At 62.0% G+C, this 16805-nt stretch carries 18 protein-coding genes; 7 read left to right on the top strand and 11 right to left on the bottom strand.

Features of this window, described 5'->3' with window-relative positions; all coding sequences use genetic code 11:
* Nucleotides 1-16: 16 nt before the first annotated feature.
* Nucleotides 17-946 (bottom strand): Flp pilus assembly protein CpaB, encoded by a 930-nt coding sequence (gene cpaB, locus ACYZUM_RS30315; RefSeq protein ID WP_108181586.1) that lies wholly within the window; start codon nucleotides 944-946, stop codon nucleotides 17-19.
* A gap of 335 nt (nucleotides 947-1281) precedes the next feature.
* On the opposite strand from cpaB, the gene ACYZUM_RS30310 reads away from it, so the two are divergent.
* The 3 genes from ACYZUM_RS30310 to ACYZUM_RS30300 all read left to right on the top strand — a co-directional run bounded on the left by ACYZUM_RS30310 (nucleotide 1282) and on the right by ACYZUM_RS30300 (nucleotide 2303).
* Complete coding sequence (locus ACYZUM_RS30310; protein WP_371260371.1) at nucleotides 1282-1497, top strand: Flp family type IVb pilin; 216 nt, start codon at nucleotides 1282-1284, stop codon at nucleotides 1495-1497.
* A 119-nt stretch (nucleotides 1498-1616) separates the two neighbouring features.
* A complete protein-coding gene (locus ACYZUM_RS30305) occupies nucleotides 1617-1829 on the top strand; it encodes a Flp family type IVb pilin (protein ID WP_041068032.1) in 213 nt (70 codons plus the stop codon).
* 66 nt (nucleotides 1830-1895) lie between these two features.
* Entirely contained in the window at nucleotides 1896-2303 is a 408-nt protein-coding gene (locus ACYZUM_RS30300; RefSeq protein WP_025111740.1) for a response regulator, read from the top strand.
* 61 nt (nucleotides 2304-2364) lie between these two features.
* Here ACYZUM_RS30300 and ACYZUM_RS30295 read toward each other — a convergent pair whose 3' ends face one another.
* Nucleotides 2365-3150 (bottom strand): response regulator transcription factor, encoded by a 786-nt coding sequence (locus tag ACYZUM_RS30295; protein ID WP_108181584.1) that lies wholly within the window; start codon nucleotides 3148-3150, stop codon nucleotides 2365-2367.
* 118 nt (nucleotides 3151-3268) lie between these two features.
* On the bottom strand, nucleotides 3269-3739 hold the full coding sequence (locus tag ACYZUM_RS30290; RefSeq protein ID WP_108181583.1) for an A24 family peptidase: 471 nt from the start codon (nucleotides 3737-3739) through the stop codon (nucleotides 3269-3271).
* Nucleotides 3740-3815: 76 nt separating this feature from the next.
* Here ACYZUM_RS30290 and ACYZUM_RS30285 point away from each other — a divergent pair, with 76 nt between their 5' ends.
* Nucleotides 3816-4262, top strand: a complete 447-nt coding sequence (locus tag ACYZUM_RS30285; RefSeq protein ID WP_041068044.1) for a TadE/TadG family type IV pilus assembly protein — start codon at nucleotides 3816-3818, stop codon at nucleotides 4260-4262.
* Nucleotides 4259-7006 carry a PAS domain-containing sensor histidine kinase gene (locus ACYZUM_RS30280; RefSeq protein WP_108181582.1) on the top strand — a complete coding sequence of 916 codons (2748 nt, stop codon included), beginning with the start codon at nucleotides 4259-4261 and terminating at the stop codon, nucleotides 7004-7006. The genes ACYZUM_RS30285 and ACYZUM_RS30280 overlap by 4 nt, the downstream gene beginning before the upstream one ends.
* Here ACYZUM_RS30280 and ACYZUM_RS30275 read toward each other — a convergent pair.
* The 5 genes from ACYZUM_RS30275 to ACYZUM_RS30255 all read right to left on the bottom strand — a co-directional run bounded on the left by ACYZUM_RS30275 (nucleotide 7003) and on the right by ACYZUM_RS30255 (nucleotide 11544).
* Complete coding sequence (locus tag ACYZUM_RS30275; protein WP_108181581.1) at nucleotides 7003-9006, bottom strand: pilus assembly protein TadG-related protein; 2004 nt, start codon at nucleotides 9004-9006, stop codon at nucleotides 7003-7005. The two genes, ACYZUM_RS30280 and ACYZUM_RS30275, sit on opposite strands and share 4 nt — an antisense overlap.
* Before the next feature lie 253 nt (nucleotides 9007-9259).
* Nucleotides 9260-9817: a DUF4136 domain-containing protein gene (locus ACYZUM_RS30270; RefSeq protein WP_007963018.1), complete on the bottom strand. Its 558-nt coding sequence runs from the start codon at nucleotides 9815-9817 to the stop codon at nucleotides 9260-9262.
* 51 nt (nucleotides 9818-9868) lie between these two features.
* Nucleotides 9869-10480 (bottom strand): DUF4136 domain-containing protein, encoded by a 612-nt coding sequence (locus tag ACYZUM_RS30265; RefSeq protein ID WP_108181580.1) that lies wholly within the window; start codon nucleotides 10478-10480, stop codon nucleotides 9869-9871.
* Nucleotides 10481-10492: 12 nt separating this feature from the next.
* Entirely contained in the window at nucleotides 10493-11242 is a 750-nt protein-coding gene (locus ACYZUM_RS30260; protein ID WP_108181579.1) for a methyltransferase, read from the bottom strand.
* On the bottom strand, nucleotides 11242-11544 hold the full coding sequence (locus ACYZUM_RS30255) for a MazG-like family protein (RefSeq protein ID WP_108181578.1): 303 nt from the start codon (nucleotides 11542-11544) through the stop codon (nucleotides 11242-11244). Before ACYZUM_RS30255 ends, ACYZUM_RS30260 begins: the two co-directional genes overlap by 1 nt.
* Nucleotides 11545-11783: 239 nt before the next feature.
* On the opposite strand from ACYZUM_RS30255, the gene ACYZUM_RS30250 reads away from it, so the two are divergent.
* On the top strand, nucleotides 11784-12077 hold the full coding sequence (locus tag ACYZUM_RS30250) for a hypothetical protein (protein ID WP_007963021.1): 294 nt from the start codon (nucleotides 11784-11786) through the stop codon (nucleotides 12075-12077).
* A 152-nt stretch (nucleotides 12078-12229) separates the two neighbouring features.
* Nucleotides 12230-13579 (top strand): MATE family efflux transporter, encoded by a 1350-nt coding sequence (locus tag ACYZUM_RS30245; protein WP_108181577.1) that lies wholly within the window; start codon nucleotides 12230-12232, stop codon nucleotides 13577-13579.
* On the opposite strand, the gene ACYZUM_RS30240 is transcribed toward ACYZUM_RS30245, so the two are convergent.
* From ACYZUM_RS30240 to ACYZUM_RS30230, 3 genes are read right to left on the bottom strand one after another with little or no spacing between them, the layout of a single operon-like run.
* Nucleotides 13573-14448, bottom strand: coding sequence for an alpha/beta hydrolase (locus ACYZUM_RS30240; protein ID WP_108181576.1), 876 nt, complete (start codon nucleotides 14446-14448; stop codon nucleotides 13573-13575). The genes ACYZUM_RS30245 and ACYZUM_RS30240 overlap by 7 nt on opposite strands.
* A 12-nt stretch (nucleotides 14449-14460) precedes the next feature.
* Nucleotides 14461-15255: a DUF4123 domain-containing protein gene (locus tag ACYZUM_RS30235; RefSeq protein ID WP_108181575.1), complete on the bottom strand. Its 795-nt coding sequence runs from the start codon at nucleotides 15253-15255 to the stop codon at nucleotides 14461-14463.
* Nucleotides 15252-16589, bottom strand: a complete 1338-nt coding sequence (locus ACYZUM_RS30230; RefSeq protein ID WP_108181574.1) for a contractile injection system protein, VgrG/Pvc8 family — start codon at nucleotides 16587-16589, stop codon at nucleotides 15252-15254. Before ACYZUM_RS30230 ends, ACYZUM_RS30235 begins: the two co-directional genes overlap by 4 nt.
* Nucleotides 16590-16805 lie beyond the last annotated feature (216 nt).

Here is a 16805-nt window from a genome sequence, read left to right as displayed (position 1 = left end):
GTGGATCCTTGCTCAGTCATGGGGCTTGTTGGGAAAGCTGATTGCCGCGGATCACTTCCATCGGCTTGCGTTCATGACCACCTGAGGACGGCGCTTTCGGCGCCGCGCCCAAGGCCAGTTGCGTGAACTGGAAGAGTTGGCTGTTGGCGTTATCCAGGTGCGCCGGCGCCTGCTGTTCACCGGCCCAGTATTTCGCCAGCCGCTGCTCTTCGCTGCTGCGCACGGCCAGACGCAAGGTGCCGACCTGGGTGGCGAGCATCATCCGGCTGAGCAATTGTTCAGGTACGGCCAGAACCACGGTGCGCGCAGCGATCCGGCGTTGATCCTGTTTGAGTTTGTCGTCGGCGCTGAGGGCCGGATTGGCGGGCTGGCCGTCGTTGGTCAGGCCGTATTGTTCACCCACGCCAAGCACACGCATGGCCGGCACGACGATTTGCGCCGACTGCTGCAGATTGCTCGCATCCTGGCGCAGGTAGAGCAGCACATCGACATAGTCGCCGGGGAGCAGTTGCCCGGCAGCGCCGATCACTTCATCCACGGCCACCGTCAGAGCGCGCTCGTCGCTGTGGATCATCCGCGCCAGTGAGCCACCCGCCTCGAAGCTTTCATCGTTGAGCCAGGTGCCGGCGCTCAAATGCCGCCACGGGGTACGACCCACTGCCTGATCAACACTGGCAAGGCTGCCGGCCGGCGCATTGCGCAATTTTTCCACAGTCACATCGGCAGCGGTCAGCGGAGTGAACGGCGGAACATCGTGCAACAACACGACCACGGGCTGACGGGTCTGATCTTCGGCGGCGACGGTTTTTTCCACCACGACGGGCGCAGCGGCAGGCACCTGAGCAACCGGGGCCGGTTGCCGACTGAGCACCAGCCCCCAGTAACCGACGATGATTGCCCCCAGCAGCAGCACAGCTGCAAGGCCCATGGTGACGCGACTGTTCATGACGGCTCTCCCTTTCCTGCTGCACCGACAGCCTGTACTTCCTGCCGAGAGAATTTTTCGCGATCAGGCAGCTATGAACATGCAACGATTTCGCTATTTCCAAGCTAGCTGATACGAGCCAAAACGCCATTAGTGACAGGAAAATAACTCACTAAAGTATGAGTCGTGGCCAATTAACTGTAGGGATTGGCTCAATTAACAATCCGGTTAATCCTTTGTGATTAATCCGTTCTTACAGTTGTTGACCGGGGGTTTGTTGACAATGCTCTGATAGCACGGTGAAAGCATGCCGCTGTAGCGTTGGATCGGCGCCAGAGGCGCGAAGGAGTGGACGTATGTTTCGGATGATCATCGACTATCTACTGGCCAGGGCCAGGCTGCTGTGCAGAAGTGAAGAAGGTGCGTCGGCCATCGAATACGCGATCGTGGTGGCAATGGTGGCGGTGGTGGTCGTGGTGTTTGTGTCGCCCATCGGCGACAAGGTGCTGGCCATTTTCAACGTGGTGCTGACCAAGCTCGGTGGCACGGCACAGGTCAGAACGACGCCTTGATCAACATCCCTCCCGTCGTCCAGTGTCCAGGCCCATGCTGACCAGCAGCATCGCTCAGACACTGGCAAATCTTCGGATTTCACAAGTCCGATCACCCGCCGTTACGAAGGAGAATGTCAATGATCCTCGAATATCTGATATTGCGCCTGAGGTCGTTTCTGGCAAGTACAGAGGCTGCATCCGCCATCGAGTACGCCATCGTGGTGGCAATGGTAGCGGTCGTTGTGGTGGTGTTCATCACACCACTGGGCGCGAAAATCTTTGCGATTTTCAACAGCGTCCTGGTATCCCTCGGCGGCACCGCGCAGACCGCTCCGGTGCAAACCCCCTGATGTGAGTCGCGTCTGGCGAATGTCGCGCTACACTCGATTGCACTTTCAGCTTTTCAGGGACTGCCCATGACTGCTTCCTCACTCCCCCGCCAACAGTTGCTTCTGGTTGACGACGAAGAGGACGCGTTGCTTGAGCTGGCCGAGCTACTGGAGGGCGAGGGCTTTGTCTGCCACACCGCCACGTCGGTGAAACTCGCCCTGCATCACCTCACCCGCCATCCGGATATTGCCTTGGTCATCACCGATCTGCGTATGCCGGAGGAGTCCGGCATGTCGCTGATCAAGCGCCTGCGCGAGCACACGTCGCGCCAGCATCTGCCGGTGATCGTGACCTCCGGACATGCCGATATGGAGGACGTCAGCGACATGCTGCGCCTGCAGGTTCTGGACCTGTTTCGCAAGCCGATCTACCACGTGCGGCTGCTGGAAACCCTGGACAATCTGTTCCCCAAACCCAAGACACAGGCCGGGTAATACAGGCGAAGGTTTTTTGGCAGAATTGACTGCCTGCCCGGGAAGGGGCAGGCAAACAGAATCAGTGTGCGGTTACACGCTGACGGGCGGCCGAAGCACTGGGTGAAAGGGCCAATGCCAACTGCGTGCGGTTGTGCATGTGGGTCAGGCGCAACACCTGGGAAACGTACAGTTTCACGGTGTTTTCAGTGATGCCCAACTCGCAGGCAATCTGATAGTTGGTCTGCCCTTTACCCACCAGCCGCGCCACATCCAGTTGCCGTGGCGACAACTGATTGAAGATCGCCGGAATCTCCTGCTCGGCTTCGGCGCTGTCGCCACCGAGCATGTCTTTGACCACCGCCGCCGGGTTACGCCGGACCTTGTCCAGGTCCTGGTAAAGATCGTCGATGGATTCGGAAAGAAACTGCAGCTTCTGGTTCAGGTGGCCCAACTGCACATTCTTGTGCCGCTCCTGCAGAGCCGCTTCCTGACGCTTCACGCCTTCAAGCAGTTCATCCAGCTCGATCGGCTTCTGATAGTAATCGGCGATCCCCGCGCGCAGGGCCTTGATCACGTCCTGTTTATCGGCGCGGCCGGTGAGCATGATCGCTTCGAACACCCGGTGTTTGCCGCAGATTCGTTGCAGTTCCTGCACCAGCTGAATGCCGTCCATGTTCGGCATGTGCAGATCGCTCAGCACCAGGCCGATTTCCACGTCTTCGCTGAAACGCTCGATCGCCTGCGCACTGGATTCACACGGCACACAGCGGTACCCGCTGCTTTCGAGAAACTCGCACAACTCTTCGACGATCAACGGCTGATCATCGACCACGAGCACTTTTACCGCCGACGTAAGCTTGTTCACGAACCACTCCATTGCTCGGGCCAAAGCTGACTTTTTCTGCACTTTGGCAATGTAACGACTTCATTTGAAAGTAGACGCACTTTCCGACTATGTACATAGAACTAGTGGCACCTGGCGACTAATGGATCCAATGAATCGAAGCCAGTACGCCCAGCAGCACGAACGGTGCAAATGGCAGCTTCTTTGACACTCCAGGCTCCATATATCGAAGATGTTCTCTAAGTCGTTGACTCATATGAAGCCAGACTCTTGGCGCAACAAGCAGCCAGAGCAGACTGGCGACGCCGGCGCCGATAAACGCACAAAGAATGAATAAACCGTTCGTCGCAAGGCCCATGGCTGTCATTAGTTTCACATCGCCGGCACCCATGCGCCCCATGAAATAACCCGGCAGGGTCAACACCAGAGCGATCACGCCCGCCCACAGTCCCTGCTGCGCTTCGGCACCGAGCCAGGTCGTGCCAGTCACCAGCAGATAGATCAGCGCCAGAGCTCCCGCGCCGAATGTCAGTGCATTGGCGATACGCCGGTGTCGGGCATCCTGGGCGGCGCAAACCGCCAGCCAGATCAGGAGAACGAAACTCTGCATCCGGTTAAATCCCGTCCGATTTTGCTGATTGATTCTATGCTGATACTACGCAGTGAACGTCAGGGTAGACGCAGTCATGAAAACCGGCTTCGCAAAATCACAGGCAGGCGCAGTGGCGATCGAATTCGCCCTGGTATTCGTGATTTTTTTCGCCGTGTTTTACGCGCTGGTCAGTTACAGCCTGCCGTTTGTATTGATGCAGACCTTCAACGAGGCGACATCCGAAGCGGTGCGCCGCAGCGTCGGAGTCGACCCCAACACGCCTGGTTATGCCTCCGTGGTGGTGAGCACTGCCAACACCGCGTTGACCCAGCAGTTGCAGTGGGTGCCACCCGCGCTGAACCTGGTGGTCGGCGTCGACACCTCAGCGGTGTATGACGCCACTCAAGGTACGCTGACGGTCAGAGTCGATTACCCCACCAGCAAGCTCAATCAGGTCATTCCGTTTCTGGTGCTGCCGGGCGTGGGTGCCGTGCCGAGCCTGCCCGCCACCCTCTCCGCCGCGTCGAGCCTGAAATTTTGACCTCCGGCGACCATCTGTTCGGACGCCTGCTCAAACGCGCGCCGGCGCCCGCCAGTGAACTGCCCGACCACCTCGGCTCACCGCCGCAGGGTTTGCACCTGCACCTGGATCACGACGGCGGCGTACTGCAGATGGCCGGGCCGTTGCGTCATCTGTTGGCGCAACAGCCGCCCCACGATTCGCCGCTACCGTTGGCGGCGTATTTACTCGCACACAGTACGCTGGCGATCGAAGGCCGGCCGCAGGACTGGCAAGGGCAAATGCTCGACCTGGATTTCCCCGGGCTCAGTGACCAGACCCTGCATTTGCGCGGCTGGGTGCAGCCTTCGGCGGCGGGCTGGGTATTGCAACTGATGGACATCGGCGACCTGCTGCTGGAGCGCCAGCAATCGCGCCACCGCGAATCCTGTCAGGCCCTTGCCGGGCAGATCAGCGACCACCTGCGCACCTGCAGCCTGATGCGCCTGCCGGTGGTGCTCAGCGAGCAGTTGCAGGCCATCGCCCAGCGCTGGCGAATCCCGTGCCTGGCCATCGCCCTGCTCGACGAACAGGCACAGGGCTGGCAGATTTTTCAACACTATCGCGCCCACGATGCCCCCACGCTGTGGCAGGACGGCCAGCGTCTGGGCACGCCGCTCGACAGCCTCAACGGCAGTGCACCGCAGCGTCTCGGCGCGCATCACGGTTTGTTCGAACACTCGCGCGTTGCAGCGATCTTCGGCAACGCCGATGGTTTCGCCGTGCCCTACAGCGATGATCGCGGGGTGGCGGCATGGCTGCTCTGTGGTTTCTACACCGTGGACGTTGTCGCGCCACACCTGAGCGACCGCGACTGGATGTCACTGACCGGCGCGCTCGCCGGCCCGCTGCTCAGCCGTCTGCGGGATCAGCAACATCATCACTACACCGAGCGCCTCGAGTCGCTGCAAACCCTGCTGGGTACCGGCTGGTGGGAAATGCTCGGGGACGACGTGTTGCTGGCGCCGTCGCTGCTCGCTGCGCTGCCGGCGGACAGCGCGCGAATCTCGCTGCAAGACTGGCTGGCGCTGATTCATCCGGCCGACCGCGAAGAACTGCGCAGCCGTCTGCACGCCCTGCAACTGCACGGCGAAGCCCTGAGCCTGAGCGTTCGTCTGCACCGCAGCGAATCAGGACAAACACCGCAGTGGTATCGCGTGCAAGGTCAGGTCGCCGGCAGTGGTGAACAGCGGCGACTGGTGGGGTTCATGCTCGACATCAGCGACATCCGGAACCAGCAGCAGCGAGCCGAAGCTGCGCACGCGCGACTGGACAACCTGATCGCCAGTTCGCCAGCGGTGATTTATGTGCAGCGTTACGTCGAGGGCGCGCTACGTCCCGATTTCTTCAGCGCCAGTTTGCAGCCGCTGCTGGGCTGGACGCCGGACGAGGGCATTGGCACTGACTGGGTGCAATTGATTCATCCTGAAGACCGCGATCTGTATTTCGCCCGTACCCGCCAACTGCTGCGCGAAGGCTCGGTGCGCGGGCGCTTTCGTTTACGCGACGCGCGCGGCGAATACCACTGGCTGCTCGATGAAGCCAAGCTGCTGCGCAATGACCTGGGCCTGCCGGTCGAAGCCGTCGGCCTGTGGCTGGACGTCACCGAAGCGACCCTCGCCGCCGAACAGGTCAAACAGAGCGAAGAGCGCTACCGGATTCTGGTGGAAGACTCGCCGGCGATGATTTGCCGTTATCGTCCGGACCTGACCCTGACCTTCGGCAACCGGCCGCTGGCGACTTATCTGGAATGCTCGCCGGAGCAATTGCCGGGGGTCGATCTGGGCAGCTGGATGTCCGACGAACAACGCGCCGCCTTCGTGCAACGCCTGGCGCTGCTGACTCCTGAGCTGCCGGTGAGCACCGCCGAAATCAGCCTGCAACTGCCCGGACGCGAGCATGCCTGGTGGGTGTGGTCCGATCGCGGGGTGTTCGATGAACACGGGCGCCTGCTCGAAGTGCAGGCCGTGGGCCGCGACAACACCGAGGTGCGCCGCTCGCAACAGCAACTCACACAAAGCGCGAAAATGGCCACCCTCGGCGAAATGGCCACCGGCCTGGCCCACGAAATCAACCAGCCGCTGAACGTGATGCGCATGGCCATCGTCAACGTGCTCAAGCGTCTGGGCAACGGCGATGTGCAGATCGACTACCTGACCGACAAACTCAATCGCATCGACGCCCAGGTGCAGCGCGCGGCGAAAGTGGTCGATCACATGCGCGTGTTCGGCCGCCGCTCGGAGGTCGAGCAGCAACTGTTCAACCCGGCCTCGGCCATCGAAGGGACGCTGTCGTTGCTCGCCGAAGGCATGCGCGGCAAAGGTGTCGACCTGCGGATCAGCGAAACCGGTTTTAGCGTGCAGGTGCGCGGTTATGTCGATCAACTGGAACAGGTGCTGATCAATCTGATGGTCAATGCCCGCGATGCGCTGCTCGGCAAACGCGAGAAGGACGCGTCATTCAAACCCTGGATTTCGATTTACGCCGAGCGCGATGAAAGCAAGGTGCGGCTGTGGGTTGAGGACAACGGTGGCGGCATCGACCCGCGTTTGCTGGAGCGCATATTCGAACCGTTCTTCACCACCAAACCGGTGGGCGTCGGCACCGGTCTGGGGCTGTCGGTGAGCTACGGCATCATTGAAAACATGGGCGGCCATTTGAGCGTGCGCAACTCGCTGGAGGGCGCACGTTTCTGCATCGAGTTGCCGATAGCGCCGGGCGTCTAGATCACCAGATAAGCCTTGCCGGTCTGGCCGCAGGTCATGTTGGCGCCGACGTCGACGTCCATCAGGTTGATGCCCAGGCTTTTCAGCAGGTTGTTGAGCAAGGGGTCGAGCAACGGGCTGACGAGGTTGGTAATCAGTGGCTGCAAAATCGCCGTGACATCACTGATCAGGCTGGCCACGCCAGTGACGATGGCGCCCAGTGGATTGCTGCCCTGTGGTTTGTAAACGATCAGATTGATCCCCGCCAACGTGTTCGCCAGGCTGTTGACGATATTGCTCGACGGCGCCGCCGAAATCACGCTTGGCGGCAGTTTGAGGTTGGCCGGCGTGGCGAACGGCGTGCTGCTGGAATACAGCAGATCCTGAGCGTTTTGCGCGACACTGGTGTTGACCATGATCGCGATCCCGCCCGCCCCGTACTGCACGTGGGTGCTCTCGTCGCAACTGCCGATGCCGAGAATCTTGTGGCAGGTCACGGTGCCGAGATCGACCAGTGGCAACGGTGTAACCGTCGGTTCGGCGAGCGAGGAAAAAGCATTGGTCGGGTCGATCTTGCCGACCTTGAGGTCAGCGATCGAGGTGATCGTGTGGGCGGTCAGGCTTTTCGTGCCCGTAGTGCCCTGGCCTGCCGGGCAGCTGTAATCGGTGACGTAGCTGACCGCCCCACCGGCATCCAGGGCGATGTCGATTTGCGGCGATGGCAACAGCAGCGGATCAAGCTGTTCGCAACCGGCACCCAGCAGACAACCGACCGAGTTGAGGGTCGCCACCAGATTCAGACTCAACAGCGCATTGAGAGTCGGGGTCAATGTTCCGACCAGCCCCAATACGGCATTGGTCAACCCGGTCACCCCGGTCAGCACCGGCAGATTCACCGAGAGCAGCGTGCGAATCTGCGCCGTGCGCACATAAATCCGGTCCGGCCCCAACGGATTGGCCTTGGCCCGCGCCGGATCACCAATGGCCGAGAACTGCGGCGGCTCGATGACCTTGACCCGCACCGTGACATTCGCTAGCCCCAGCACGCTGATCGGCAAGGTCGCAGCCACCGCGCTTTTGCTGTTGGCCAGTTGCACCACGCCCTGAATCAATTGCAGCAGTTGCAGGTTGGCATCCAGCCCGGCTGCCGTGGTACCGGTCTGTAACTGCAGGATGTCGCCGAGCTTGACCGGCGCCGCATTGATCGCCGCAACCTGCAACTGACCCAGCGCAGTGATCACCGTGGCGGTCGCGCCATTGAGCTGCACCACCGTCGCGGCCGCCTGAATCAGTTGGGTGACCGTGGCCTGGGTATTGAGCAGTTGCGTGTAGTTACCGGCCGCGACGTTGAGGTTGATTGCCAGTTGGTTGAGGTAGCTGAGCAGGTTGATGTCGGTATTGAGCAGGCCATCCCAGCCCAGAGCCGTGAGGTTGACGTTGCCGCCGAGCAGCCCGGAGAACAGCGGATTGAGGATGTTCGATTGTGCAGTGTTGATGCTCGCAAGGTTGCTGCGGATGTTCAGTTGCGCGACCGTCGGCGTCGGCTGGGCGGCGACAGCCGAAGCATTCAGCGTGGTGTTCAGACTGACCGCCGAGCCCGTGAACAGCGCTTGTACCCCACCGGCAAAACTGGTGGTCACCGTGCGACTGGCAGCGACTTTCACCGCCGTCGACTGCGTCGCATCGGCAGTGAACGCGCGCAGTCCGGTGGCGGCGGTCTGTACGCTGCCGCAAGTGGTCACCAGCGTGTTGTTGCCATCGACGGTGTAGCCATTACGCACCGCGCTTTGCCCGGCATAAGTAGCAGCGCTGAGACCGGACTGGCAATTGCCGCCGCGACTGACGGCTTCCAGCGCGGCACTGTCGACCACCCGCTGCAACTTGCGCTGCTCCATGTACAGCCGACCGGTGTCGACCACCAACAGCATCAACACCAGCGCCAGACTGAGGGTCGCAGCCGCCATCAAGCCGATCGCCCCGCGTTGCCGGGCCTTGCCATTGAACTGCGTACGAGGCGACATGGCGCACTCCTTTGCTGGCGCGTTGCCGAGCGCTACCTCCGATGGTGGGTTTGAGTGTAGACGGCGCTAGTGGCAACGCGCCATTTGGTGCCGCACAAAACCCTGCAGACCTCGCCTGCTCGCGAATGCGCGGTGTCATTCAACATGGATGTGGCTGACACGCCGTCTTCGCGAGCAAGCTCGCTCCCACAGGGGATTTGTGGCGGGGCAAAAAAACGGGAGCCTCCTGGGCTCCCGTTTTTTTTACAGCGCACTAGCGCGGTGGATAGTTGGCCAATATCCGGCTGACGGTTTCGCGCACCGCGTTGCTGCGATCCTGCGGATTGGGCGTGCTGCTGAGCATCTGTTCATCGCTGCCGCGCCACACCAGTTTGCCGTCCTTGCCATCGAGCAAATCGATCTGGATGGTCGCCACCTTGTAGGTGATGTTGCGGGTTTCGTTGTACATCGGCGCGCCCCAATACCCGTTCCACGGGCCACCCCAACCGCCGCCGTAGTTGGTGGTCACTTGCTGCTGACGGTCTTCGACAATCAGGTAGGTCTGCACACTCAGGTCACCCTTGGCCCCCGCTGCGGCGGGACGCAAACCGCGCTGGTCGAGCTGATCACTGACGGCCTGGCGGATGCGTTGCTCGGTCAGGTCGCTTTTGATCCGTGGGTCATCCGGGCGATATTGCAGCGCGGGTTCTTTCCAGCTCCAACTGCGATAGGCGGCGAAGTCGCGGCTGGCATCGAAGTCATGGTTGACCTGATTGGCGGCGCAGGCACTGAGCAGCGCGGCCATGGCCAATAAAGCGAGACGGCGGAACATGATTTTTCTCCGGTTGAAGGCCTGAACCTGCGAAGCGTTCTCATATGAAGTCTAGCTCGGCGGATAGGCCGACAGGGCTTTTTCCAGCGCCTCGCGAATGGCATCGGTGCGCACCAGTTGGCTGCCCTGGTTGGCCGTCTCGGCGCTGGCGCTCCACACCGGTTGCCCGGTGCCGGCGTCGAACAGATCGACCTGCACTACCACGACCTGCTCCTGATAGGTGCGAACAATCGGCACAGTGTTGTACATGCCGTAACCGTGTCCGTAGCGATCATAGCCACCGTATCCGCCGTAATAGCCGTAGTCGTCCTGCACCTGACGCAAGCGGGTTTCCAGACGCAGGTTGGCGCTGACCAGCAGGTCGGCCGGCCGGTTGTCGTGCAACGGCCGCAATCCGCGCTGATCCAGCGCATTGCTCACCGCTTCGGCCACTTGCGCCGAGTCGGCCCACGCCGTGCCCGGCGGCAACTGGCCGTTGAGCCAGGCCCAACTGCGATAGCGCCCGTAATCGCGTGGCGGTGCCGGATAAGCACTGCGATCGAAGGTGTTGGCCGCTTGCGGCGGTGCCGGCGGCAACGGCCGTGACTGCGCGACGTACGGGTTGCTGCCCTGGCAAGCGGCCAGCCCCAGACAGATCAGCAATAAACCGGATTGAGCTTTCATGCGGTGCTCCGATCAGATCGGCCGGCAGATCCAGTGCAAGTAACGCCCAAGCCCGGCGAAGCTTGGGTGGCGACGGTGAGCGAGCTCCATCTCCAGCAAATCCACGAGTTCGGCGCGGGCCTGGAATTCCACGGGCATGTAGTCGTGAAAAACCCGGATCCCGCTCTGGGTTTCGACCTGCCACAACCCTTCGAGTTGCGTTGCCAGCTCCCGCGGATCAAGCGGCTGCTGCGGGGTCAGGCTCTGCTTTTCACCGGCCATGGTGTTTTTGCGCATTTTCTTGAAATGGCCTTTGAGCAGGTTGCGATAAATCAGCGCATCCCGGTTGTAGAACGCCAGCGACAGCCAGCCGCCGGGGCTGGTCAGCTGATGCAGCACCGGCAGGATCGCATGGGGTTCGGCCAGCCATTCGAGTACGGCGTGGCAGATCACCAGATCGTACGGTTCGGTGAGCTGACCGAGCAGCTCCTGCCACGGCGCCTGAATGAACGTCGCGCTCTGCCCTGCCTCGGCGAAGCGCTGGCGGGCACCTTCGAGCATCGGTTCGGCCGGCTCGGTGAAGGTTACGTCATGGCCGCGCTCGGCCAGCCACAGCGACATGTGGCCCAGACCGCCACCGACGTCCAGCACGCGCAACGGCCGGTCCGGCAACGCTTCGGCCAGGTCGGCCTGCAACACCGCCAGGCGAATCGCGCCTTTGGCACCACCGTAGATTTTTTCGGCGAAACGGGTCGCCAACTGATCGAAATGCCGGTCGCTCATCAGCTGAACCGCCGTTCGCTGTCGGCGAGCTTGCTGCGCACCACTTCATTCATATCCAGCCCCAACTCGCTGCACAGCAGCAACAGATACAGGACGATGTCGCCGACTTCCTGCCCGGCATGCGCCAGTTTGTCCGCCGGCAACTGGCGTGACTGGTCTTCGGTCAGCCACTGGAAAATCTCCACCAGCTCGGACATTTCCACGCAGGCGGCCATGGCGAGGTTTTTCGGGCTGTGAAATTGTCGCCAGTCATTACGGTCGCGGATGGCGTGCAGGCGTTCGGTCAGTTCAACAAGGTTCATCGGGTTCTCCTGAAGGCGTATAGCTTCGGGGGGATACGCGTTGAAGGCAAGGCCCACGTAGGAGCTGCCGCAGGCTGCGATCTTTTGATCTTGCCCCTGAAAATCAACAGCCAAAGATCGCAGCCTGCGGCAGCTCCTACAGATTTTCCGTTCGGCGCAGCATTGGGCCATACTCCTGTCAGGGAACTCGGCCACCCGCGTTGTGGCCCAAGGCTCAGCTCTTTCATCAGGATGCACACATGCAGGTAGAAAGCTTTTTCGAATGGCTCGGCCAGGCACTCGGTTCGATCATCCGCTTCATCGTCGATGGGCTCAGCGGCCTGTTCAACATACTGAGCAACGCTGGCGGCAATTTTGTCGATGGCCTGGCCAAGACACTGGGCATGGACACCTCGATCATCAGCATCCTCGCGCTGATTGTCGGCCTGATGCTGCTGTGGTCGGCGATTCGCGCGTTCATGAATGCGTCGATCATTGCCGGGATCATCTGGTTGCTGTTGGGGTTGTGGCTGTTGAGCTGGATCATCCATTAACCCTCGTGGGAGCGAGCCTGCTCGCGAAGGCGTCAGATCAGCCAAAACGGCTCTGAATGACACACCGTTTTCGCGAGCAGGCTCGCTCCCACATTGGTTTGTATCGCAAGCCGCATGAATCGCTACAATCCCCGCTCCCCCAAGGAGCCCGCATGTCCAACCTGATTGCCGACTGGCGCGACCGTCCGACTCACCGCAAGGTCTGGGCGCTCGCCGCGCCGATGATTCTTTCCAATATTTCCGTACCGCTGGTGGCGCTGGTCGACAGCACCGTCATCGGCCACCTGCCCCACGCCCATCAGTTGGGCGCGGTGGCGGTCGGCGCCAGCCTCTATACCTTTCTCGCCTGGGCCATGGGTTTTCTGCGCATGGGCACCACCGGGTTTGCCGCCCAGGCCGCCGGGCGCAGCGATGGCGCGGCGTTGCGGCAGATTCTGTTGCAGGGTTTGCTGCTGGCGCTGGGACTGGCAATCGTGCTCGGCACGCTCGGCGTGCCGTTGAGCGGTGTGGCCCTGCACTTCATGCAGCCGTCGGCGGAGCTTGATCAATTGACCCGCGAATTCTTCCACACCCGGTTATTCGGGCTGCCGGCTGCGCTGGCCAGTTACGCTCTGGTCGGCTGGTTCCTCGGCACTCAGAACGCCCGGGCGCCGCTGGCGATTCTGCTGAGCACCAACCTGATCAACATCGCTTTGAACCTGTGGTTCGTGATTGGCCTGGAATGGGGGGTGGTCGGCTCGGCCCGGGCTTCGGTGATTGCCGAGTGGAGCGGTGCCCTGCTTGGCCTGTGGCTGACCCGTGGCGCCTTGCGCGCCTATCCCGGGCAAATCGCCTGGGCAGCGCTGAAGGTGTGGCAGAGCTGGCGCCCGTTGCTGGCGGTCAACCGCGACATTTTCATCCGCAGCCTGGCGCTGCAATCGGTGTTCTTCCTGATCACCGTGCAAGGCGCGCGTTTGGGCGATGCCACGGTGGCGGCCAATGCCCTGCTGCTCAACGGCCTGCTGCTGACCGCTCATGCGCTGGACGGTCTGGCGCATGCGGTCGAAGCCTTGTGCGGGCACGCGATCGGCGCCCGCGATCGCCTCGCCCTGCGCCGCTCATTGGTGGTGGCCGGCGGCTGGTCGTTGTTGGCCAGCCTCGGATTTGCCGCGCTGTTTCTGCTGGCCGGGCATTTGTTCATCGAAATGCAGACCGATATCCAGAGCGTGCGCGACACCGCGTTCATCTATCTGCCGTATCTGGCGGTGTTGCCGCTGATTGCGGTCTGGAGCTATTTGCTTGACGGCCTGTTCATCGGCGCCACCCGCGCCCGGGAAATGCGCAATGGCATGCTGCTGACCGTCGCCCTGCTGCTGCCGTTTGCCTGGGCGCTACAAGGGTTGGGCAATCACGGGCTGTGGATAACGTTCCTGCTGTTCATGGTCTTGCGCAGCCTGACGCTCGGCGTATTTGCCCTGTGGCTGCGCCGCGACGACGGCTGGTTCAGCGGCGCCACTCACTGAACCGGCGTGTGTTTGACGAACGCGACGACCTGCTCAAGCACCGGCGCCAAGCGCCGAAGCGGCCGCGACAGGCTCGCCACCAGCGTCACATGACTGGGGCGCGAATAGTACAGATCCTGCACCGGCACACCGGCCTCGCGCAGTTTGCGCGCGAGACCGGCGGTGTTGCGCGTCGGGTTGACCAGATTATCTTTGGTCGCAGCGATCAGCAGCGCTGGAGGCTCGCCCTGCCGGACATGGTTGATCGGCTGCGATTGCGGCGGTGAGTCAGGCCAGAAGAATACCGGGCGCACAGCGGCATTCTTGATCGGCAGAAAATCGTACGGCCCGGCCAGGCCAATCCAGCCGCTGAGGTCTCTCGACGACATGCCCACCGCACCGAGCAGCGCAGGGTCGAGCGCCAGCATCGCCGCATTGTAGGCCCCGGAACTGTGGCCCATCAGGAACAGGCGTTGCGGGTTGCCGGAGAACTCGCGGATATGCGCCCGGGTCCAGGCCACTGCCCGCGCCGAGTCTTCAAGAAACAGCGGATAGCGCACTTGCGGGTACAGCCGATAGTCCGCCAGCACCGCGACGATCCCTCGCGACGCCAGCGCCTCGCCGACAAAGGCGTAATCGCCACGATCACCGCTGTTCCAGCTGCCGCCGTAAAAAAACACCACCACCGGTGCGCCCTCCAGTGGCTGGCGAGGCACGTAGACGTCGAGCTTCTGCCGTGGATCTTCGCCGTAGGCAATGCCCGCCGTTCGCTGGAACGTGTCATCGGGTGTCAGCGCATTGAGCACCTTGACCGGCGAACACCCCGACAGCATCAGCAGCAGGCACCCGCCGAGGATTGAACCAAACCGTTGCCACAGCGGGTTTGTCATGGGTGCCACACCTCAAGATTGATCGTTCTGCCAGTGCCGCCGCACATGGTCGAGCCGTGCCTGCTGGCTCAGCCCGTCCGGCACGTCCGGCAGTTGCGCCCGGGGATGCTGCAAGCGTAGCCATAACCAGCCATCCAGCACCGTGCGGTCGCTGAAACCCAGGCTCAGGCCCTCCTGCACATGGGAGGCCATCCGCGCATAGTCGGTTCCCATGGATTGGCACCAGCGCCAGATGTGTTGTTCCAGCAGACAGTTTTGCAAGCGTTCGCGCTGGCGCCGGGTCAGGCTTTCGTCGACGCTCAGCGGCTCGACCACCCATTGCGGATTGCGCAGTTGCTGCCAGCCCTCACTGCCAATGGCGAGGTCTGCCCAGGTACCACCGAACCAGCGCAGCAGTTGGATCGGCCCGAGCCAGCGGCTCAGGTCGGCGGCATCACAGGCATCGAAGAAGTAACTGGCTGTCTGCCGGTTGTAGTAACCGAGCAAGGCGCGATGATTGAGCCCGAACGAGACGGTCAGCATTCGTCGCAAATGACTCAGAAGAACCTGCAACGAGGCATCGCTTGCGATCAGCAGACCGCGCCAGGTCTGCGGATCACGGTGACACAGCGCCGCCAGTGCCGGGCACTCGTGCAGGTCGACCAGCAGCGGCCCGAGCTCGCTTACCGCCTGAAATTCGGTGCCCTCGAACAGCCGCGTGCAATCGACTGCGGCGAACCCCTGACGCAACGTCGTCAGCGCCTGCCGCGCATCGGCGCCATCGAGCAGCAGCCACTGTGTCTGCGGGGTGAATGGCGCGCCGCTCAAGTGGCGCCGCCCTGTCCCAGCGACGCGACCAGCCGGCAACTGCAGATTGCCGCCGTGCAGTGGTTATAACTGCCACCGCCGGGCACCAGACACAACAGCAACAGCGGTTCGGCGGACATCAGCCACCGCGCCAGACCTGCGCTCGGCAGAACGTCCGGCAGTACCGGAGGCTCTTGGCAGTCTTCGATCAGGGCCGGTTCCTGCAACACACCACTGATCACCGGCTGATCCGGATCGCCCTCAAGAAAACTCACCACCACCTCGACGCCCTCGTCCAACGCTGCCGGCGCCGTCTCGCTCAACGCCGCAGAAAGGGGCAGCCAGCAGTGACTGGCAGCAGCGCCTTCACCCTGATAGAGCCAGTCAAACTGCACCGCTACTGACCGCCATTCGTCAGGCTGGGGCTCAGCGACGGTCACCACCCAGGCCCGTTGCAGACTGTGCATGCGCGGTGGTGTAGCAAGGCTCGTCGGCGGGGCAAGAGGCGCCTCGGCCGAGGCAAGAATCCGGTTGCTGTACGGCGGTTCGCTGGCCGGATCAGCACGATGCTCGATCCGGTTCAGCAGCCAGCGGCGGTTGCACTCGGCAAACGGATGTTCGCTCAGTGCCAGCCACCGCGCACTGCGCAAGGCTGGCAGATCGCTGTGGCCGTGGGCTTTACCGGGCCGAGCCAAACGCTCCTGCACATCGCTGGCATCCACTTGCATCTGCCAGCGCCGGACGCTCGGCAAGTTCGCGTCATCATCCACAGATGCCCCGCCAGCCAGCGGAAACCTTGCGGGATCATCAACGAAGACCAGGCAGTGCCCGTCAGGCCGATGCTCGAAGTAGTAGTCAATTCGCGCCTGCGCGCACAGCCGCTGCACGAACTGCAGGTCCGACTCGCGGTATTGGGTGCAAAACGTGCGTACCGGGTATTCGCCGTGCAAATCAAAACGCCGTTGCGCGCCAGCGATACCGTGCTCCTTGAGGACCTGTGCGAGGATCTGCGGCACACACTGGCTGCTGAAAATGCGCTGACTGAAACGCAGCGCCAGACAACTCAACTTCGGTCCCAGCGTCACTCGGCACAACCGCACCCCCGCCTCGTGCTCATGCTGCACGACGCTCTGCAATTGCCCGCTCAGGCCATTGTGCCTGGGGCCGAAATGCAGGAATGCCGAGCGGTACAGCAGACCGGCCAGGTCCAGTTGCGGGTCATCGATCAACAGGTCGATGTCAAACGCAAAAGGTTCGCTGATGCCCTCACTGCCGGTAAAGGCCAGCACCTCGAAGGGGTCGGGCAGCCCCGTTACATCGAGACGAAACGACGGCTCGTTGACTGATTCGAACATGGGCGGATCTCTACAGGAGGGGCGGCCGGGGATTCTCGCCGAGAGACATGGCCGAGTAGAGAGCTGAAGTACAACTTAGGAAATGACCTACGCGAAAAGCAGACGGGATCACTTCACCGGCTGTGGCAGGCAGTTATTTCGCGGGAAATTTGGGAGATATCCCACCGGGTCATCCGAATTTTCCACCGCTTTCGTGGAAATTTCAGACAACCCGGT

The sequence above is a fragment of the Pseudomonas sp. m6p genome (assembly GCF_055760375.1).
The sequence above is the reverse complement of the archived record's forward strand: the minus strand, read 5'-3'. Positions and strand labels throughout refer to the sequence as shown.